Source organism: Pseudoalteromonas sp. SK18 (assembly GCF_001974855.1).
In the GTDB taxonomy this organism is placed as follows: Bacteria; Pseudomonadota; Gammaproteobacteria; order Enterobacterales; family Alteromonadaceae; genus Pseudoalteromonas.
In genome coordinates this window covers 149,219-166,082 of sequence record NZ_MTQB01000006.1, presented here as the reverse complement: position 1 = coordinate 166,082, position 16,864 = coordinate 149,219, and the positions used below count along the sequence as shown (strand labels likewise).

Annotated in this window: 14 protein-coding genes; 11 read left to right on the top strand and 3 right to left on the bottom strand. The window is 40.3% G+C overall.

Annotated features, from left to right (window positions below; all coding sequences use genetic code 11):
- Positions 1 to 121: 121 nt before the first annotated feature.
- The 8 genes from BW139_RS06885 to ccoG all read left to right on the top strand — a co-directional run bounded on the left by BW139_RS06885 (position 122) and on the right by ccoG (position 10,062).
- Positions 122 to 1,624 carry a sodium:alanine symporter family protein gene (locus BW139_RS06885; RefSeq protein WP_008114078.1) on the top strand — a complete coding sequence of 501 codons (1,503 nt, stop codon included), beginning with the start codon at positions 122 to 124 and terminating at the stop codon, positions 1,622 to 1,624.
- Positions 1,625 to 1,747: 123 nt separating this feature from the next.
- Positions 1,748 to 2,074: a hypothetical protein gene (locus BW139_RS06880; protein WP_008114079.1), complete on the top strand. Its 327-nt coding sequence runs from the start codon at positions 1,748 to 1,750 to the stop codon at positions 2,072 to 2,074.
- Between the two features lies 1 nt (position 2,075).
- Positions 2,076 to 2,357 carry a YeaC family protein gene (locus tag BW139_RS06875; RefSeq protein WP_008114080.1) on the top strand — a complete coding sequence of 94 codons (282 nt, stop codon included), beginning with the start codon at positions 2,076 to 2,078 and terminating at the stop codon, positions 2,355 to 2,357.
- Positions 2,347 to 5,031, top strand: a complete 2,685-nt coding sequence (locus BW139_RS06870) for a DUF349 domain-containing protein (protein ID WP_076919173.1) — start codon at positions 2,347 to 2,349, stop codon at positions 5,029 to 5,031. The genes BW139_RS06875 and BW139_RS06870 overlap by 11 nt, the downstream gene beginning before the upstream one ends.
- Before the next feature lie 99 nt (positions 5,032 to 5,130).
- Positions 5,131 to 5,685 carry a DUF1439 domain-containing protein gene (locus tag BW139_RS06865; protein WP_008114082.1) on the top strand — a complete coding sequence of 185 codons (555 nt, stop codon included), beginning with the start codon at positions 5,131 to 5,133 and terminating at the stop codon, positions 5,683 to 5,685.
- A 64-nt stretch (positions 5,686 to 5,749) separates the two neighbouring features.
- Positions 5,750 to 7,051: an AarF/ABC1/UbiB kinase family protein gene (locus tag BW139_RS06860; protein WP_076919172.1), complete on the top strand. Its 1,302-nt coding sequence runs from the start codon at positions 5,750 to 5,752 to the stop codon at positions 7,049 to 7,051.
- A gap of 56 nt (positions 7,052 to 7,107) precedes the next feature.
- Complete coding sequence (locus tag BW139_RS06855) at positions 7,108 to 8,526, top strand: sigma-54-dependent Fis family transcriptional regulator (RefSeq protein WP_076919171.1); 1,419 nt, start codon at positions 7,108 to 7,110, stop codon at positions 8,524 to 8,526.
- 153 nt (positions 8,527 to 8,679) lie between these two features.
- Positions 8,680 to 10,062: a cytochrome c oxidase accessory protein CcoG gene (ccoG, locus tag BW139_RS06850; protein WP_076919170.1), complete on the top strand. Its 1,383-nt coding sequence runs from the start codon at positions 8,680 to 8,682 to the stop codon at positions 10,060 to 10,062.
- A gap of 27 nt (positions 10,063 to 10,089) precedes the next feature.
- Here ccoG and BW139_RS06845 read toward each other — a convergent pair whose 3' ends face one another.
- Together BW139_RS06845 and BW139_RS06840 are read right to left on the bottom strand one after the other, a co-directional pair.
- Positions 10,090 to 10,497 (bottom strand): hypothetical protein, encoded by a 408-nt coding sequence (locus BW139_RS06845; protein WP_076919169.1) that lies wholly within the window; start codon positions 10,495 to 10,497, stop codon positions 10,090 to 10,092.
- A gap of 35 nt (positions 10,498 to 10,532) precedes the next feature.
- Entirely contained in the window at positions 10,533 to 11,447 is a 915-nt protein-coding gene (locus BW139_RS06840; RefSeq protein ID WP_076919168.1) for a M14 family metallocarboxypeptidase, read from the bottom strand.
- Between the two features lie 492 nt (positions 11,448 to 11,939).
- Between BW139_RS06840 and BW139_RS06835 the strand changes: the two genes are divergently transcribed.
- Positions 11,940 to 13,631, top strand: a complete 1,692-nt coding sequence (locus BW139_RS06835) for a cyanophycinase (RefSeq protein ID WP_076919167.1) — start codon at positions 11,940 to 11,942, stop codon at positions 13,629 to 13,631.
- A gap of 111 nt (positions 13,632 to 13,742) precedes the next feature.
- Positions 13,743 to 14,294 carry a flavodoxin family protein gene (locus BW139_RS06830; RefSeq protein WP_008114103.1) on the top strand — a complete coding sequence of 184 codons (552 nt, stop codon included), beginning with the start codon at positions 13,743 to 13,745 and terminating at the stop codon, positions 14,292 to 14,294.
- A 47-nt stretch (positions 14,295 to 14,341) separates the two neighbouring features.
- Here BW139_RS06830 and BW139_RS06825 read toward each other — a convergent pair whose 3' ends face one another.
- A complete protein-coding gene (locus BW139_RS06825) occupies positions 14,342 to 14,938 on the bottom strand; it encodes a hypothetical protein (RefSeq protein WP_076919166.1) in 597 nt (198 codons plus the stop codon).
- Positions 14,939 to 15,327: 389 nt separating this feature from the next.
- On the opposite strand from BW139_RS06825, the gene BW139_RS06820 reads away from it, so the two are divergent.
- Positions 15,328 to 16,821, top strand: a complete 1,494-nt coding sequence (locus tag BW139_RS06820) for an acetyl-CoA hydrolase/transferase family protein (RefSeq protein WP_076919165.1) — start codon at positions 15,328 to 15,330, stop codon at positions 16,819 to 16,821.
- Positions 16,822 to 16,864 lie beyond the last annotated feature (43 nt).

The window sequence follows — 16,864 nt, the reverse complement described above, 5'->3', positions numbered from 1 at the left end:
ATAAATTAAACAATAAGAAAGACGGAAAAGATTAACCCCTTATTTCGTAAAGCTTATGACAGGTATTCTGAATAGCAGAGTATGGTAATTAATAATAATAAATATAACTGTGAGGATGTTCATGGAAGCTTTTGTAAGCGCCGTTAATGATGTTGTTTGGAGTAATGCACTCATCTATTTATGCCTAGGCGCAGGCTTATTTTACTCAGTGCTAACTCGATTTGCTCAAGTTAGACATTTTAAAGAAATGTGTAAGCTATTATTTAGCCCTAACACTTCAGAGAAAGGGATTTCATCTTTTCAAGCCCTTGCTGTCTCGTTATCTGGCCGAGTAGGGGTTGGTAATATTGCCGGTGTTGCAGCCGCAATTGGTTTTGGTGGTCCAGGTGCTATTTTTTGGATGTGGGTTGTTGCTTTTTTAGGTGCAAGCACTGCATACGCAGAATCAACATTAGGTCAAATTTATAAATTAGAAGAAGACGGGCAATACCGCGGTGGCCCAGCGTATTATTTTGACCGTTGTTTAGGGCAAAAGTGGCTGGCTGTATTATTTGCTGTGTCGGCAATTATAGCCTGTGGGGTTTTCCTACCAGGGGTACAAGCAAACGCTGTAGGTAATGCATTCACTCAAGTATTTGGTGATGGCACTATGGTGTCTACAAGTTTTGGTGACGTAGGCAGCTTTAAACTGGTTGCGTTGGCTATTATTCTTATTGTTTTAGCGTTTATTATTTTTGGTGGTATAAAACGCATCGCTAACTTTACCCAAATTGTTGTGCCATTTATGGCGCTTGGTTACATCGTTCTCGCCTTAATTGTGGTATTTATAAACTTAGACAAAATACCGGGCATTTTCTCGCTCATCATTGGTGATGCATTTACAGCTCAAGCAGGCTTTGGTGCCGCAATTGGCTGGGGTGTTAAGCGTGGAATATACTCAAATGAGGCCGGTCAAGGTACAGGCCCTCATGCAGCGGCTGCAGCAGAGGTTGATCACCCTGCACAGCAAGGTTTAGTTCAAGCTTTTTCTGTTTATGTTGATACACTCTTTGTATGTACAGCAACGGCATTAATGATTTTAATAACGCAGCAATACAACATTGTTGGCGAATTACCTGCGGGTCAATTCATTGTACAAAACGTTGATGCAGCAACTGAAGTGGGGTCAGCAGCGTTCACCCAAATGGCGTTGTTTAGTGTATTTGGTGGCTTTGGGGAAGCGTTTGTAGGTATCGCTTTATTCTTCTTTGCTTTTACCACCATACTGGCTTACTACTTCATTGCAGAGACGAATATCGCGTACTTAAACCGCTACTTTAAAGGAAGTATTCCGCTTGTAGCCGTAAAACTTGTCATTATGTTTATGGTAGCCTACGGCATGGTTAATAGCTCAGGTTATATTTGGACTATTGGCGACATAGGCGTTGGCTTAATGGCGTGGATAAACATATTGGGTATATTAGCTATTTTCTTTGTCGCTAAACCGGCCTTAACATGTTTGAGTGATTATGAAGACCAGAAGAAGAAAGGTGGAGAAATCACGTTTGATCCCGTTAAATTAGGGATTAAAAACGCCACTTTCTGGGAAAAACGTCTTGAGAAGCAATCTAAAGACGCTGAATAAACAGACCCTAATAACCTAATATGAACTATTGGGTTAAATTCAAAAAAGACAAAGAGCAATAAAACAAGTACAATGAAAAGCGCCGAAAGGCGCTTTTTTTATGCGTAGTATGGAGAGAGATGTATGGCGATTATTCGTTGCCCCAAATGTGCAAAATCAATTTCAGATAAACATCCGCAGTGTCCACATTGCCAAAGTAACGTTGCTGAATTAAATGCCGAGCAAGTTCAACAACTTCAACGTGAGCAGCGAATTAAAAAGCAGCAAATGTTTATGAACCACTCCTTTTTAGCGCTGATCTTATTTTTAGGTGGCTTCTTTTGTTTGTACTTCCTACAACCTCAAGAAAAAACACTTCAGTGGTATGCGTATACCTCAGCCATAGGCATTGGCTGTATTTGGTACCTTATTAACCGTATTATTTTAGTGACTCTGAAAAAGAAAAAATGACATGAATATTGACAACCTAGTACAGAATATTACTCCAGAATTATTTGAGCGTCTGCAATATGGTGCATCAACAGGAAAGTGGCCAGATGGCACACCTTTATCAGATGAACAAAAACAACAAACAGTGCAACTTGTGATGTTGTATCAAGCAAAAGTAGCACAATCAAACGAGCAGTTTACCATTGGTGCAGATGGAGAAATGATCCAAAAAACCAAAGCGCAACTACAAAAAGAATTTAAATCAGATAACGAAATAGCTAGGTTCAGTGAAAATGATCTTTAAACACCTTTTTACACCAAAATGGAAACACCCGAAGCAACAAGTTCGTTTAGATGCGATTGAAAAGCTTGATGTAGCACGCGACGTAACAATTTTAAGTACCTTAGCGCTTGAAGACTCATCGGCTGAAATTCGCCGTAAAGCACTGCAAAAAGTAAACGATTTACCGCTTTGGTGGAAAGCTTACAAGCAAGATCAGGCATTAAAAGATGTAGCTGAGCAGCAAATATCGTCTGCTGTATTAAACAGTGAAAGTAGCTTATCGGCGCAGATTAAAAATGAGTACATTGAACGTTTTGCACCGGTTAAAACCCTTGAAAAACTGGCATTTGCAGAAAAAGAGTTACAAGTAAGAGTAAAGTTATTAAAACGCCTAGCAAACCCTAAACTGATTGAAAAAGCCTTTAAAGAAGCCAATGAAGAGCTGCAAAAGCAGTTAGTTGACTTAGTCATTACACAGCAGTTAACTAAAGCTTTGTTAAAGCATGCTCAAGGTGAAGCTAAAACGGCCCTTGAAAGCCATCTTGAAAACGAGCGTTTAGCGCTTGAAATGCCAGCGCAAGTTGAAAATGCTACCCGTGTTATTTTAGCCAAGCTTAATGCACTGCGTGATAAACACGACTACGCTATTGTTGACCCACAAGCCGCCGAACTTATGGCACAGTGGCAAGCACTAGAGTTAAAATGGCTAAACGAAGAACATGTAAAAACCCTTGATGCTAAATATATTTCAATTACCGATAAGCTTGATGTTCACATTGCCACATTGAAAGCGCAGCACGAAATAGAGCAGCAACGTTTAGCGCAACAACAGCGCCAAGTCTTAGCATTAGCCACGTTAGAAGCGTTGAGTGAAGAAATTGAAAATGCATTACAGTTAGGATTAGAAACGCCAGAGCAAATTCAGCAAGATTGGCTAAATGCCAAAGTAGCGCAAGCGAAAGATACGCTAGATAAAACGCAACTGATGGCTGATCAGCAATCAAAACAAGTGATTAATAAGCTTGAGCAGCTATTCTCACAAGTTGCTAAGTTACCTGAGCTAACTACGGCTATTAAAGAGTATAAAATCGCCTATAGTACGCTTAGTGAAATAAAACCTGCAGAGCAACTTAGCGATTACGATCAACAGTTAACAGCGTTCAATGACACATTTAAAACTGCACGTAGTCACCTAAATGTACTTAGCACTGATTTACAAGCGTCATTCAAAACTCAGCTTAACAGCCATAAGAAGCAGTTTTTAGCCGCAATGAGCGAACTGACAAAGCCGCTAGAAAAAACCCAGAGCCAAGCTAAGCGAAAAGCGCGCGATGTTAAACGCTTGATTGAAGAAGGTCGTTTTAATGTTGCATTTGGCGTATTTAAGGGCTTCGAAGAGCTATACAATGCCTTAACTGAAAAGTATCAACAGCCACTGGTTAACTTAAAAGCCGACCTAGAAGCGCAATTAGCCGATGCTAAAGACTGGCAAAAGTATGCAGCGGCTCCTAAGCGCGCTGCACTTTTAGAAGAAGTAACACTGTTAGTTGTTGAGCCTTGCAACGATCCACAACAGCGTGCGGATCAAGTTAAAGTATTGCGAAAGCGTTGGAACGAGTTAGGACGCCTTGATACAGAGCAAGAAAAGCAGCAAGGTAATGAGTTTGATGAAAAAATTGAGCTTCTGTTTGCACCGTGTCGCAGTTATTTTGCAGAACAAGAAAGCCAGCGAGAAGCGGCTAAAGTAGAGCGTGAGCAACTAATAGCGCAAATGCATTCGCTGCACTTACAAGCGACAGAGGATGCTGATTTAGATTGGAAACAATTTGAAAGTCACTATAACCGATTACAAAAAGCATGGCGTAGCGTAGGTAAAGTTGATCCTAAAACATACCGAGTATTAAACGAGCGTTACAAGGCAGAGCAACAGCTTGTTGTATCTTCACTTAATGCGTTTCATAAAGGCAATGCCGCACTTAAAAATGAGCTTGTTGAGCAGGCGCAACAGCTATCGCAAAGTGACAATCTAGCAGAGGCGTGTCAGCAGTTAAAGCAGTTACAGCAACAATGGCAGACCATAGGTTTTGCAGGCTTAAAAGCTGAGAATGCACTGTGGCAAAAATTCCGTGAGTTTAATGATGCAACATTCACTAAACGCAGCGAAGAGTTTGAGCAGCAAAAACGCGAGCAAGGTGAGTCAGATAAGCAGGCTACAGCTGAACTTAATGAGCTAGAGGCGGCTTTAAATAGTGTTGAAGGTAAAGCCCAGTTACTTGATCTGCAAACCAAAGTTAAAGGGTATATGCCATTTAAATCGTTAACGCCTAAAGTATCCGCTTTGTTGTCAGCCATAGATGAAAAGCTAACAGGGTTAGTTGCTAAAAATGAGCAGGCTAACTTAGACGCATTATTTGTTGCGCTTGAGAATAATGAGCCGGTGCCAAGCCAGTTTACTGGTGCGGTAAAAACGGCATTAAGTACCGAGCAGTTGCTCACGCGTATGGAAATACTGGCTAACGTCAGTTCGCATGATTCAGCGCAGAGAATGGTTGAGCAAGTGGCAATGCTAGATGACAAACACCGTGGTGACCACGCTGATTTAAACTATTATTTAAAGCAATTAATAGCGCTCAGCGAAGGTTCAGTCAAAACTGACACACTAGCAAGGTTAAAAGTTATTTTTGCTGTAAAGTAAGCGCAATGACTTTTATCAACTAAAATAAAAAAACCGCTATTAAAGCGGTTTTTTATTATGGCTACTTACTGCCAAGACGATTAATGAATAGGGTTTTGCATGAAAATTTTTGTTTTTATTTCACTATTATTTTTAACTGCCTGTAACAGCACTCAGGGTATTTCGGTTTATTCATTTACAAATTCAGAGGTTGAGTCATTACTAAATAAAGAGTTACCTAAATTAAGTGAAAAAGTCAGCCTGATGGGGCTACCAGTCCAATTTGATGTGAATGATTTAAGCGTTAATATTGGCCCCGACAACAGTGATTATGTTTTATTAGGTGCTGATTCGAGCGCCGAAATAAATGCCTTTGCATTAAAGTACCCTGTGCGTTTAAAGTTACAAATACAAGGCACGCCTTTTTATGATAGCGAGAAAAAAGCCGTATTTTTACGTAATGTTAAGTTACTCGATTCAAGTATTGATGCCGGTGGCTTTAAAGGTAATTTAGGGTTATTAGATAATGAGGCGATGGAAGTTATGAATGCCTTTTTAGCGGTTAACCCTGTTTATAAGTTAAATATGAACGACCCTAAAATGGCATTGTTAAGTAATTTACCCTTAGATTTAAAAGTAGTCGAAGGCGCTATTAAGCTAGTGCCTCGGTTATAATTTAGATCCAATAAGCGCAATAAAACGTATAAGTTGACCTTATTATTAATAGATTAGGTTAATTATGGCTAATGAGCGATCCGTTCCCACCTCTCGACTTTCACGATTTGCAAAGTTAGGCTCATTAGCCACCGGTGTTGCCACAAATATGTTAGTAGGTGGTGCCAAAAGTGCGCTTAGTGGTAAAGGCTGGGATAATAAAAGCTTATTACTCCAGCCGAAAAATATTGAAAATTTAGCCACTCAGCTATCGCATCTTCGCGGTGCGGCAATGAAGCTTGGGCAACTGCTTTCAATGGATGCAGGCGACTTATTAACCCCCGAGCTTGCTCAGTTACTGTCTTTGTTGCGTGCCGATGCCAACCCAATGCCACATAAGCAATTAGTGAGCGTGCTAAAAGAGCAATGGGGGGATGACTGGTTATCGCGTTTTTCTCATATTGAGCTGAGACCGTTTGCAGCAGCATCAATTGGGCAGGTCCATTTGGCTTATAAAGAAAATGGTGCTCAATTAGCGGTTAAAATTCAATACCCAGGTATTGCAAAAAGTGTGGTGAGCGATGTGGATAACGTGATCACTTTACTTACTTTATCGCGATTATTGCCCAAAGAATTGGATATAAAACCCTTAGTTGAAGAAGCGAAAGCACAGTTATTAGCTGAGGCTGATTACACCCTAGAAGCACAGTATTTAGCACGCTATAAAACCTTATTATCGACTAACCCCCACTTTAAAGTGCCTAGTGTGTATGTAGAGCACAGCACTGCACAGGTGCTTACAATGGAGTATGTTGATGCCAAACCCATAGAAGGCATTTGTGATTTACCCGCTGCTGAGCGAAGTCATGTTGCAGAGCAACTAATTGATTTGTTCTTTAAAGAAATGTTTGAGTTTAAGTTAATTCAAACCGACCCCAACTTTGCTAATTTTCATTACCAACCAGAGTCACAAAAAATTGTGTTATTTGATTTTGGTGCCACCCGAGAAATTACAGCTACCCTCAGTGATGCCTATTTAGCCTTGTTTAAAGCCGGCAGTAATAATGATCGTGAAGGCGTGCTCAATGCCGCCACTGCAATTGGTTACTTTAAAGACGCTTTAAAAGATGATTATAAAGAAAGCGTGATTGATTTATTTTTAATGGCTTGCGAGCCACTTCACTATAATGGCGAGTTTGATTTTAAAAACAGTGAACTTGCTAGCAACATCAAAGATGCCGGATTACAATTAAGTGCCCAGTCGCAGCAGTGGCATACCCCTCCTGTGGATGCATTGTTTATTCACCGTAAATTAGCTGGCTTATATTTAATTGCAGCGCGTTTAGACGCCAAAATAAATATTAAGGCGTTATTTAGCCATTATTAAGTGCTAAAGCAGGATAAAATTGGCATAATGCTCGCGATATTTCGCGAGGTCGTATTATGATAAAAAACTTTTTAAACGATCCTACCTTATTGCTCAATGCGGTAGGTGAGGGTATATACGGATTTGATTTGTCCGGTAATGCGGTATTTGTAAACCCAGCCGCAGAGCGAATGACTGGGTGGACGGCCGATGAATTATTAGGAAAAAAAATACACCAATATCATCATCATAGCTATGCCGATGGCACCCCTTACCCTGCCGATGAGTGCCAAATTTATTGCACTATGTTTGATGGCAAACGCCGCGAAGTAAAAAACGAAGTATTTTGGCGCAAAGATGGTAGTGCCTTTGCAGTTGAGTACACCTCCACTCCCGTTTATAAAAATAACCAGCTTATCGGTGCTGTGGCAGTATTTCGCGATATATCAGCACAACAGCAAACCCAAACCCAGTTGCACGAAGCGTTAGCTCAAGTAAAGCATCTAAGCGAGCAGCTAAAAGATGAGAACGATTACCTTATTGCCGAGCTTAACGAGGATTGGCAAGATTCAGGACTGGTTGGCCACAGCGCTGTATTCCAACGCATGTTAGATCAAATACAGTTAGTGAGTGAAACCGATAGCACCGTACTCATTCTTGGTGAAAATGGCACTGGCAAAGAGTTGGTAGCGCGTAACTTGCACCGTCTCAGTAAGCGCAATGAGCAGGCGTTTATAAAAGTTAATTGTGCGGCATTTACTCCAAGTTTATTAGAGTCTGAGCTGTTTGGACACGAACGAGGCTCTTTTACTGGGGCGAACGAGCGTCGTAAAGGGCGTTTTGAACTTGCCGACCAAGGCACTTTATTTTTAGATGAAGTCGCAGAGCTGCCGTTAGAGTCCCAAAGTAAGCTATTAAGGGTATTACAAGAGCGTGAGTTTGAACGTGTTGGCGGTAGTCAAACCCTAAAAGTCGATATTCGCATCATTGCTGCAACCAACCGTAACTTGTGGGAAATGGTACAAGCAGGGCAGTTTAGAATGGACTTATATTACCGTTTAAATGTGTTTCCCATTAATGTGCCTGCACTTAAAGAGCGAAAAGAAGACATTCCGTACTTGTGTCAAAACTTAATTGCGCAAATAAATAAGCGCTTAGGTAAACAATTACAAGGGTTAAGTAAAAAAGCGATCAGACAATTACAAGCCTATGACTGGCCGGGTAACATCAGAGAGCTGCAAAATGTACTCGAACGAGAAGCTATTTTATCTAAACACTCTACATTACAGTTAAGTCAGTCGCTTACAGCGGGCGATGATAACGCCATAAACCCAACGCTTACACTTGATGAAGCACAAAAACAGCATATAAGCAGCGTATTAGCACTGTGTAATTGGAAAATTGCAGGTGAACAAGGCGCGGCAAATAAGTTGGGCTTACCAGAGAGTACCTTACGCTCAAAAATGCAAAAGTTAGGACTGCGTCGCCAGAGCTAATTCGTGATATATCGCGATAGTCGCTAAATATCGCGATATTATGGTTGTGTGTTATTTTTAAAATCATTTAATATCAATGTTTTAAGTTATCTTTCAGTGTGGTCTGAAAGTTGCAAATACTTGTTTAATACCCGTCACTATGAAGTAAGTAGCATGAAGTTTGATATTAAAGAAGAAGACATGATCATAAAGCCCTATAAAGAAGAGGGGCCAATTTATATACGCGAGCAAAAAGGTTTTTTTCAACGTATACGTCGCAATTTAGGCTGGTTGTTAATGCTGAGTTTTATTGCCATTCCGTGGGTTCAATATAACGGTCAGCAAGCGGTTTTATTGGATGTGGCCACCCAAAAATTTACTATTTTTGGCCTTACCTTGCTCCCTCAAGACTTTATGATTTTAGCCATGCTGTTTATGGTGGGAGCGTTTGCCCTATTTTTTGTTACCAACTGGCTTGGCAGAGTATGGTGTGGTTATACCTGCCCACAAACCATTTGGATGTTAATGTTTTCTTGGGTTGAGCAACGTGTAGAGGGTACGCGTAACCAGCGTATTAAGCTTGATAAAAGCCCATGGGATATTACCAAATGGCGAAAAAAAATCACTAAGCACAGTGCTTGGCTGGTTATTTCGACACTCACAGCCACCTCATTTTTAGCGTATTTTATCCCCGCTAAAACCTTGTATCTCGAAATGTTAAATTTTGAGTGGCCTGGGATCACCAGTTTTTGGGTATTTTTATTTGCGTTTTGTACTTATGGAAATGCGGGCTTTTTACGTGAAAAAATGTGTACTGTGGCTTGTCCTTATTCGCGCTTTCAATCGGTGATGTTTGATAAAGACACGCTGGTGGTTACTTACGATAGTGAGCGGGGTGAAAATCGCGGCCCACGTAAACGCAAAGCTGATCCTAAAGCGCTTAATTTAGGTGATTGCGTAGACTGTAACTTATGTGTGGAAGTATGCCCTGCAGGGATTGATATTCGCAATGGCTTGCAATATGAATGTATTAACTGTGGTTTATGTATTGACGCTTGTGACGACACCATGGATAAGTTTGGCTACGAGAAAGGCTTAATTAAATACGCCAGTGAAAAGCAAATGGCAGGGCAAAAAACTAATCCATTTAGGCTTAAACTTGTAGGCTATGGGGTGTTAACTGCGCTATTAATTTTATCTATGTTTGCTTGGATGTTACAACGCACCCCTATAGAGGCCTCAGTACTTAGAGATAGAAACGCATTGTATCGGGTAAATTACGAAGGCTTAGTTGAAAACCCTTACACACTTACTATTATCAATAAAACTCAGCAACCGCTGCATTATTCAATTTCAATTAGCGGTTTAGAGGCGGCTACATTGCAAAGCCCAAATGCTATATTAGTAGAGCCTGGGCTGATGAAAAGTGTGCCGGTAACGGTGACTGCAGACGGCTACGATTTAGCACGCAAGGTGAGTAAGCTGAGTTTTGTGATCACTTCGCAAGAAGACCCCGCTATCACTATTACTAAAGACAGCCAGTTTTATAAAAATTAACCTTAAACCCTTAGCTAATTAATAATCTTAATCTGCTAAGGGTAGTTGCTTTGTTACAAATGCTTTGGCGCTTTGAAAATCATTAAAAAAGCAATCTTGTAAATGAGCATCACGACCTGAGCCATGCATGATCCGCTGTAATTGCCTTATAGCGATAGGAGAGGTGAGAACAAACGCACTGATCAAACAGTTATTAGTCCCCATTGTTTGGCTTACATCTACCATGTTTTTTTCTGCATCGGGGGTAGCAGCAATCACTTCTGGGGAGTGGCTAATATAACCCCAGGGTAAATGCTTAAACGGTTCAATGGTATTTAATAGAGCGGCTTTAAAATGGTTTAATAACTCAGGATTTAAGTTACCTTTAAACTGCCCAATAACTATATTACCCTCAACGCGCAAGCTATAACTGCCGTAGTTATTTTCAAATTTCAATAGCCGCTCCTTTTATTTATTATCCAGTATACCGATCACTTATTAATAATGTAGTCTAAGGCACCAGAAATTGCAGCAACTTGCGCTAATATGCACTCTTCAGGGTTAGCGGTTGCACTGTCGGGATACACCTCGGTGGTGGTGACATATGCAGCTTCAGAAAATCCCATGCATAGGCTTAAATCACGGGCCGCGTAATTAATTACCCCAAATTGCGCTTGTGGTACACCAATTAATTGCTGATTTTCATCGCTAGGTGCAATATGCGTTACTTTTTCAACATGTTCAATAATTGCTTTTTGAAAAGCAGGCTCTGGTTTGTTGCTATCAGCCACTAAATAAAAGCCATCAGGAATGTTCCAGTTGGTGTTTACTTTGCCTTCACGAGCCGCGAGTGCGGGTCTAAATTCACTGTTATCTGAATCGGTTGTTTCATGTAAATCGATATGCGCGATTAAATCAGTATTTAAAGATTGCACATAGTTCATCACTGCCGCTGATTCTTGTGCTGGGCTGCCCTGATAAAAAGAGCGATTAGGGTCGACCGCATCAGGGTTCCAACGATTAATTGTTTCATAGCCCCATGGGCTAATACAGGGGGTAATTACAATATTAAAGTGCTCAGCGTACTTATTTGCCAATGTTTTAGCGAACCTTAAAGCGCCATGAACACCACTAGTCTCGTAGCCATGTACGCCGCCCGTAATTAAAACAGTGGCTTTGTTTGCATCAAAATTAGCGGTTTTTAACGCGTACAAAGGATAGCTACCTGCAGCATAATTAAGCTCACCGTATTGCTGTACTTCTAGAGTACTTTTAAGTTCATCAATTAAAGTGACGACGTCTTGTTGATAACTGCGCTTAATTTTTTGTGCCTCAAGCCATTGGATTTTATTATTGTTGTTCCACTTCTCACCAGGCGTACCAATTGGGTAACTACTGTTATTCATATTAAACCTTTACGTTGAATTATCTCTGCGGGCTATAGAGCACATAGACCATAATGACGAAAATAAAGCGTTAGCTTAACGCTGACCAAAATAACGCGCAAGCATATACGATGAGCTAAAAATTATGACAATTGTATTCTTAACTGCTCTAGCTTGTTTTATCGGTAATGAATTTTCAGCAGTTCGTTAGGTGTTTAGGTAAGTCATAGTATGCAATAGTGATATTATTTATTAATAGTCTATGAAGCAGCATATACACCCTGAAGGGGGTATATCCAAATAGGACTAATTTGAACTAATAAGCTTGGCAGCTCCAAATAGGTAAGTTATTGATAGGTATATGTCAATGCTGATTGGGTGAAAACAAGTTTATTAAAACGTTTTGACAAATTCATCAACGCAGTGATAGTTTTGCGCGCTGGAACGCTGATAGCAAGTTATTCAATCTATTTAACTAGGCTGTTAAGTAAGTATAAAATGAGGCCAATTATAATGAAACCACAGTTCTTATCTTTTAAGTTTCCCTCTGAAATTGCGTTTGTTATTGCTTTTTTTTCTTTATTTCCAACCCATTTATTAGCTAAACAGTCAGAGCAAACTCTTGTTTTAGTGGGGGGAGCTCTCACAACATGTGCCAGTTTAAGCCCTAAAAATTGTGAAAAAAACACACAAATTTCGGGTAAAATACATACTGTATTTGCGCTCTCTCACGCTAAAATTAGCCAAATAAAGCAACAATGGCCAAGTAAAAATAGCCAAGCTAAAAACAATACTATTAAAAATTTAGCAACAATGCAGGCTAAATCATCGCCCACATTGTCAAAAAAAGAGCTGTTATGGTTATGGCGCGACATTGATAGTAAACAGCTCAATAGTTTAACGGATCAAGAATACAATTTTGTAATAGATATGCTTGAAGTAGCGCAGCTGCAGGGCGACAATACGCGACTAAAAGAGCAGGTCAATACCGCGCTTAATAGCGAATCCGCCGCGACAGATATTTTGCAATTTATATCGGGCAGTTTAAAAGTAAAAAGTACTAACCCGAGCATACTAGCCATTACCGCCTCAAGCAGAGACCCTTATGAATCTGCTGATTTTTACGAAGGACTACTTCGTTTTCCCAATATAAATTCACAATGGCTTGCATTAACTCCTGCGCTTGCTAAAGCAATAACTACCAATAAATGTGATGATTTAAACACGCTTAGGCACTCTGAAATGGGGCTATATCAACGTGAACATATTTACCCTGATCGCACTCAAGCAGAATATTTGCTGTGTAAAAACGGCACAGACGCTTTAGTGCAGCTAATCAAAAATAGTACCGGTGTTATGTTTAATGGTGGCGATCAAAGCTTAACGCGCAAGGTATTGTTTGATGAAAATAATCAGCCATATCCATGGACAAAAGCGTTACAGTCTCGCCCTGTTGTTGTAGGTACAAGTGCAGGCACCGCAGTGCAAAGTGGTGGGCAAGCCCACGCCGGGAATGTGGTGATGATCACCAATGGCACTAGCTTGTCGGCATTGAAAGAAGGCGCACAAGCTATTGATGCCCCAAGTGAACGCTCAAACAGCGATGGTTTAACTTACAACCGCTTTGGGGGTTTAGGCACATTTAGTTACGGTGTACTCGATACACACTTTAGCGAGCGAAACCGTACATTAAGACTAGGCACTTTGCTCGACGACTTAAACGCAAACCAAGATCAGCCGACATTCGGTTTTGGTGTAGACGAAACCACCGCCTTAGTGGTGGTTAAATCTGAAGCTGGCAATTTAATGACAGTAATTGGCAAAAATGGCGTGGTGATGGTTAAATCAACAGGGCAAACAGCAGCTAAAACTAAAACCTACAGTTATTCGTATTGGCCTGTGGGCAGTGTGATTGATATTAAAAATAACGATTTTACCTTAAGTCAGCGCAGTATTAGCCAAGCATTACCAGCAATTAAAATACCGCCTTTACCAGTTCAGCGTTTTGGCAGTATTTTAACGGATGCAAAATTACGCTCTTTAACGCAAGCCATGTGCCTTAGCCAAGAACAAACGGCTGTTGGTCAGCAAGGTGAGTTTATTATTAGCCTATCTACCACGCCGGAGTCGGCGTATCACCGTATTAGTAACGCGCAATATGGCTGTGCGGTGAGTAATTTAGAAATTGCAGTGAGTACCTTTTAATTTAATGCCACGCAAGCTAATTTAATTAAACACGCTGCTTAGTTGATTTTAACTTTAGCGGCCATACTATATTTAAAGCGTGTTTATTAAATCACAACAAAAGGAAGGTTCATGAGTAAAGTAGCGGTTATTTATTTTTCGGGATATGGCCATACCAAAAAAGTGGCTGAATTTGTAGCTGATGGAGCAAACGCTCAACTTATTGCTATTGATGAAAATGGCGATATACAAGACACCGATTGGGATGCATTAAACAATGCAGACGCCATTATTTTTGGTGCACCTACCTATATGGGCTCATATCCTTGGCAGTTTAAAAAGTTTGTTGATGCTACCTCTAAGGTATGGTTTACCATGGGGTGGAAAGACAAAGTATTTGGCGGTTTTACCAATAGCGGCAGCCTAAATGGCGACAAACAAGTCACCCTAATTAGTATGCAAACTTTGGCTTCGCAACATGGTGGAATTTGGGTAAGTCTGGGGTTACCACCAGCCAATAAATTGGAATCAACTCGTCAAGACATCAATAACTTAGGAGGTTCGGTTGGTGTATTAGTGCAATCACCTACTGATGCAGATGAATCTGCAATTCCATCAGGCGATTTAGAAACGGCTCGTTTATACGGCGAACGTGTAGCTGATGTAGCCAAACGCTTAAAGTAAAAGTCACTCGATAAAATAAGTTAAAAAAGCCACATTGTGTGGCTTTTTTAGTTTGATAATTCCAATTTTTGTTGTTTGTGCTCTAGCTGGTATAAGCTTGAAAATTGACGTTTATGAACTTCAAATAAATACGCTCTTAGCTGCTCTTTACCATGGTGAATGTGTTTAATTTTTGCTGCTATGCCACACTTACTCTGCCTAACTGGTTCTAGGTCTAATGATATCGCCGCTTCGTTAGGTAAAATAAATTGCATATTCTGCAACTCATCAAGTTCACTGTGTACTGATGTGGGTTTTAAAAATATTCCCGTACTTGATATAGATTCAATGCAAAAACCTTGGCTTTGGATATTTAATTCGCTCAACCGCCAGCTGCGCTGAATACCTTTAGTGTCAATTACTTCGGGGGCTTCTAATACAGTACTGAAATGGCCTAATTCATCGGTTTTAAATTGAAGTGGGAACCATAGTTGGTAGTGGGCTACTTCTGCTAATAAGGTTAATTTAGCTTGACCAAGTAAATGCGCAATACCATCTGGTATTGATGCTTGTACTGTTAACTTTGTTTCATTGATTAATGCACTACTTTGACTAGGTTCAAATAAGCCAGATAAAAAGTTAATTTCTTCGTCAGACAAATCCATGTATTTTCCTTAATACTTAAATTATAGATTTTATTCCTTACAAGGTTACTGCCGAATGAATGAGCAGTTTATTATTTTGTAAGCTTCGCAATGTATGGCTTTGTTTTTATACACTTTGTAATTTCAACTTCCCTAGTGAAAATAATAAGTGATTGATTATATTGAGTCTTGTTTTAAATTTAACTAGGGCGATTTAATGATTGAGTTAAATTTTTTAGTATTTTAACCTTATTAGCACCAATAAGTTAAGTTATTAAGTGTACAAAATTAAGGCGTTTTACGATGTTTTTATATCAACAATGCGTAAATGAGACTTAGGTCTAGCTTACGAAGCATGCGGAAATACTTAGAATAGCGCCCAAATAATAATGGGGTTTAAGGGGTTCCAAATGCAATTAGAACGAATTCGTCGTAGCGACTTACACAACAAAGTAATGTCTGCACAGCAGGCTAGTTTATTTATTAAAGACGGCATGACTGTGGGCATGAGCGGTTTTACTCGTGCCGGTGAAGCGAAAGCTGTACCACGTGCACTTGCAGAGCGAGTACGTGAAAACCCAATGAAAATTAACCTAATGACGGGCGCGTCATTAGGTAACGACTTAGATAAGTTACTTACTGAGTCAGGTGCGTTAGCACGTCGTATGCCATTTCAGGTAGACAGCACATTACGTAAAGCGATTAATAACGGTGAGGTCATGTTTATTGACCAGCATTTATCTGAAACCGTTGAACAGTTACGTAATCATCAATTAACTATGCCAGATGTAGCGGTTATTGAAGCGGTTGCTATTACAGAAGAAGGTCATATAGTACCTACAACGTCAGTGGGTAATTCAGCCAGCTTTGCTATTTTTGCCAAACAAGTAATTGTAGAAATTAATATGTTACACCAGCCAGAGCTTGAAGGGCTGCACGACATTTACATTCCATCTTACCGTCCTACACGTACACCAGTACCGCTAGTTAAAGTAGATGACCGTATTGGTAGCACTGCTATTCCAATCGATCCGGCTAAAATTGTGGGTATTGTATTTACCAATCAAAGTGACTCCTTTTCAACTGTAACCGACCCAGATGCAGATACAGCCGCTATTGCACGTCACTTAGTTAACTTCTTTAAAGAAGAAGTAGCGCAAGAGCGTATGCCTGCAAACTTAGGACCATTACAAGCGGGTATTGGTAATATAGCCAATGCAGTAATGATGGGTTTACTAGACTCAGACTTTAAAGACCTCACTATGTATTCAGAGGTACTACAAGATTCTACCTTTGACTTAATTGATGCGGGTAAACTTGATTTTGCATCAGGGTGTTCAATTATTTTATCAGAGCGTTGTAACGCGCAAGTATTTAATAACCTTGAAAAGTACCGCGATAAATTAGTACTTCGCCCGCAAGAAATGTCGAACCACCCAGAAATTGTGCGTCGCTTGGGTATTATTGCAATTAACACCGCGCTTGAGTTTGATATTTACGGCAACGTTAACTCAACCCATGTGTGTGGTACTAAAATGATGAACGGCATTGGTGGCTCAGGCGACTTTGCACGTAATGCCCATGTATCGGTGTTTGTAACTAAATCAATTGCTAAAGGTGGCGCTATTTCAAGCGTTGTGCCTATGGTAAGCCATGTTGATCATACCGAGCACGATGTTGATATTTTAGTAACCGAGCAAGGCTTAGCTGATTTACGTGGTTTAGCACCACGCGAACGTGCAATTGAAGTCATTAAGCACTGTGTGCACCCAGATTACCGCAACGCCATGCTTGATTATTACGAGCGTGCTTGTGTACGTGGCGGCCATACGCCTCATATTTTAGAAGAAGCATTCAGCTGGCATACCCGCCTTGAACAACAAGGCACAATGAAGCAAAGCTAATACATAAACCCCGCATTTGCGGGGTTTTTAGTTTATGATGCTT

Coding starts and splice junctions, on each gene's coding strand:
- BW139_RS06820 (WP_076919165.1), top strand. CDS start 15,328: ATGCAATTAGAACGAATTCGTCGTAGCGACTTACACAACAAAGTAATG.
- BW139_RS06875 (WP_008114080.1), top strand. CDS start 2,076: ATGAATATTGACAACCTAGTACAGAATATTACTCCAGAATTATTTGAG.
- BW139_RS06860 (WP_076919172.1), top strand. CDS start 5,750: ATGGCTAATGAGCGATCCGTTCCCACCTCTCGACTTTCACGATTTGCA.
- BW139_RS06885 (WP_008114078.1), top strand. CDS start 122: ATGGAAGCTTTTGTAAGCGCCGTTAATGATGTTGTTTGGAGTAATGCA.
- BW139_RS06865 (WP_008114082.1), top strand. CDS start 5,131: ATGAAAATTTTTGTTTTTATTTCACTATTATTTTTAACTGCCTGTAAC.
- BW139_RS06825 (WP_076919166.1), bottom strand. CDS start 14,938: ATGGATTTGTCTGACGAAGAAATTAACTTTTTATCTGGCTTATTTGAA.
- BW139_RS06880 (WP_008114079.1), top strand. CDS start 1,748: ATGGCGATTATTCGTTGCCCCAAATGTGCAAAATCAATTTCAGATAAA.
- BW139_RS06840 (WP_076919168.1), bottom strand. CDS start 11,447: ATGAATAACAGTAGTTACCCAATTGGTACGCCTGGTGAGAAGTGGAAC.
- BW139_RS06830 (WP_008114103.1), top strand. CDS start 13,743: ATGAGTAAAGTAGCGGTTATTTATTTTTCGGGATATGGCCATACCAAA.
- BW139_RS06870 (WP_076919173.1), top strand. CDS start 2,347: ATGATCTTTAAACACCTTTTTACACCAAAATGGAAACACCCGAAGCAA.
- BW139_RS06855 (WP_076919171.1), top strand. CDS start 7,108: ATGATAAAAAACTTTTTAAACGATCCTACCTTATTGCTCAATGCGGTA.
- ccoG (WP_076919170.1), top strand. CDS start 8,680: ATGAAGTTTGATATTAAAGAAGAAGACATGATCATAAAGCCCTATAAA.
- BW139_RS06835 (WP_076919167.1), top strand. CDS start 11,940: ATGAAACCACAGTTCTTATCTTTTAAGTTTCCCTCTGAAATTGCGTTT.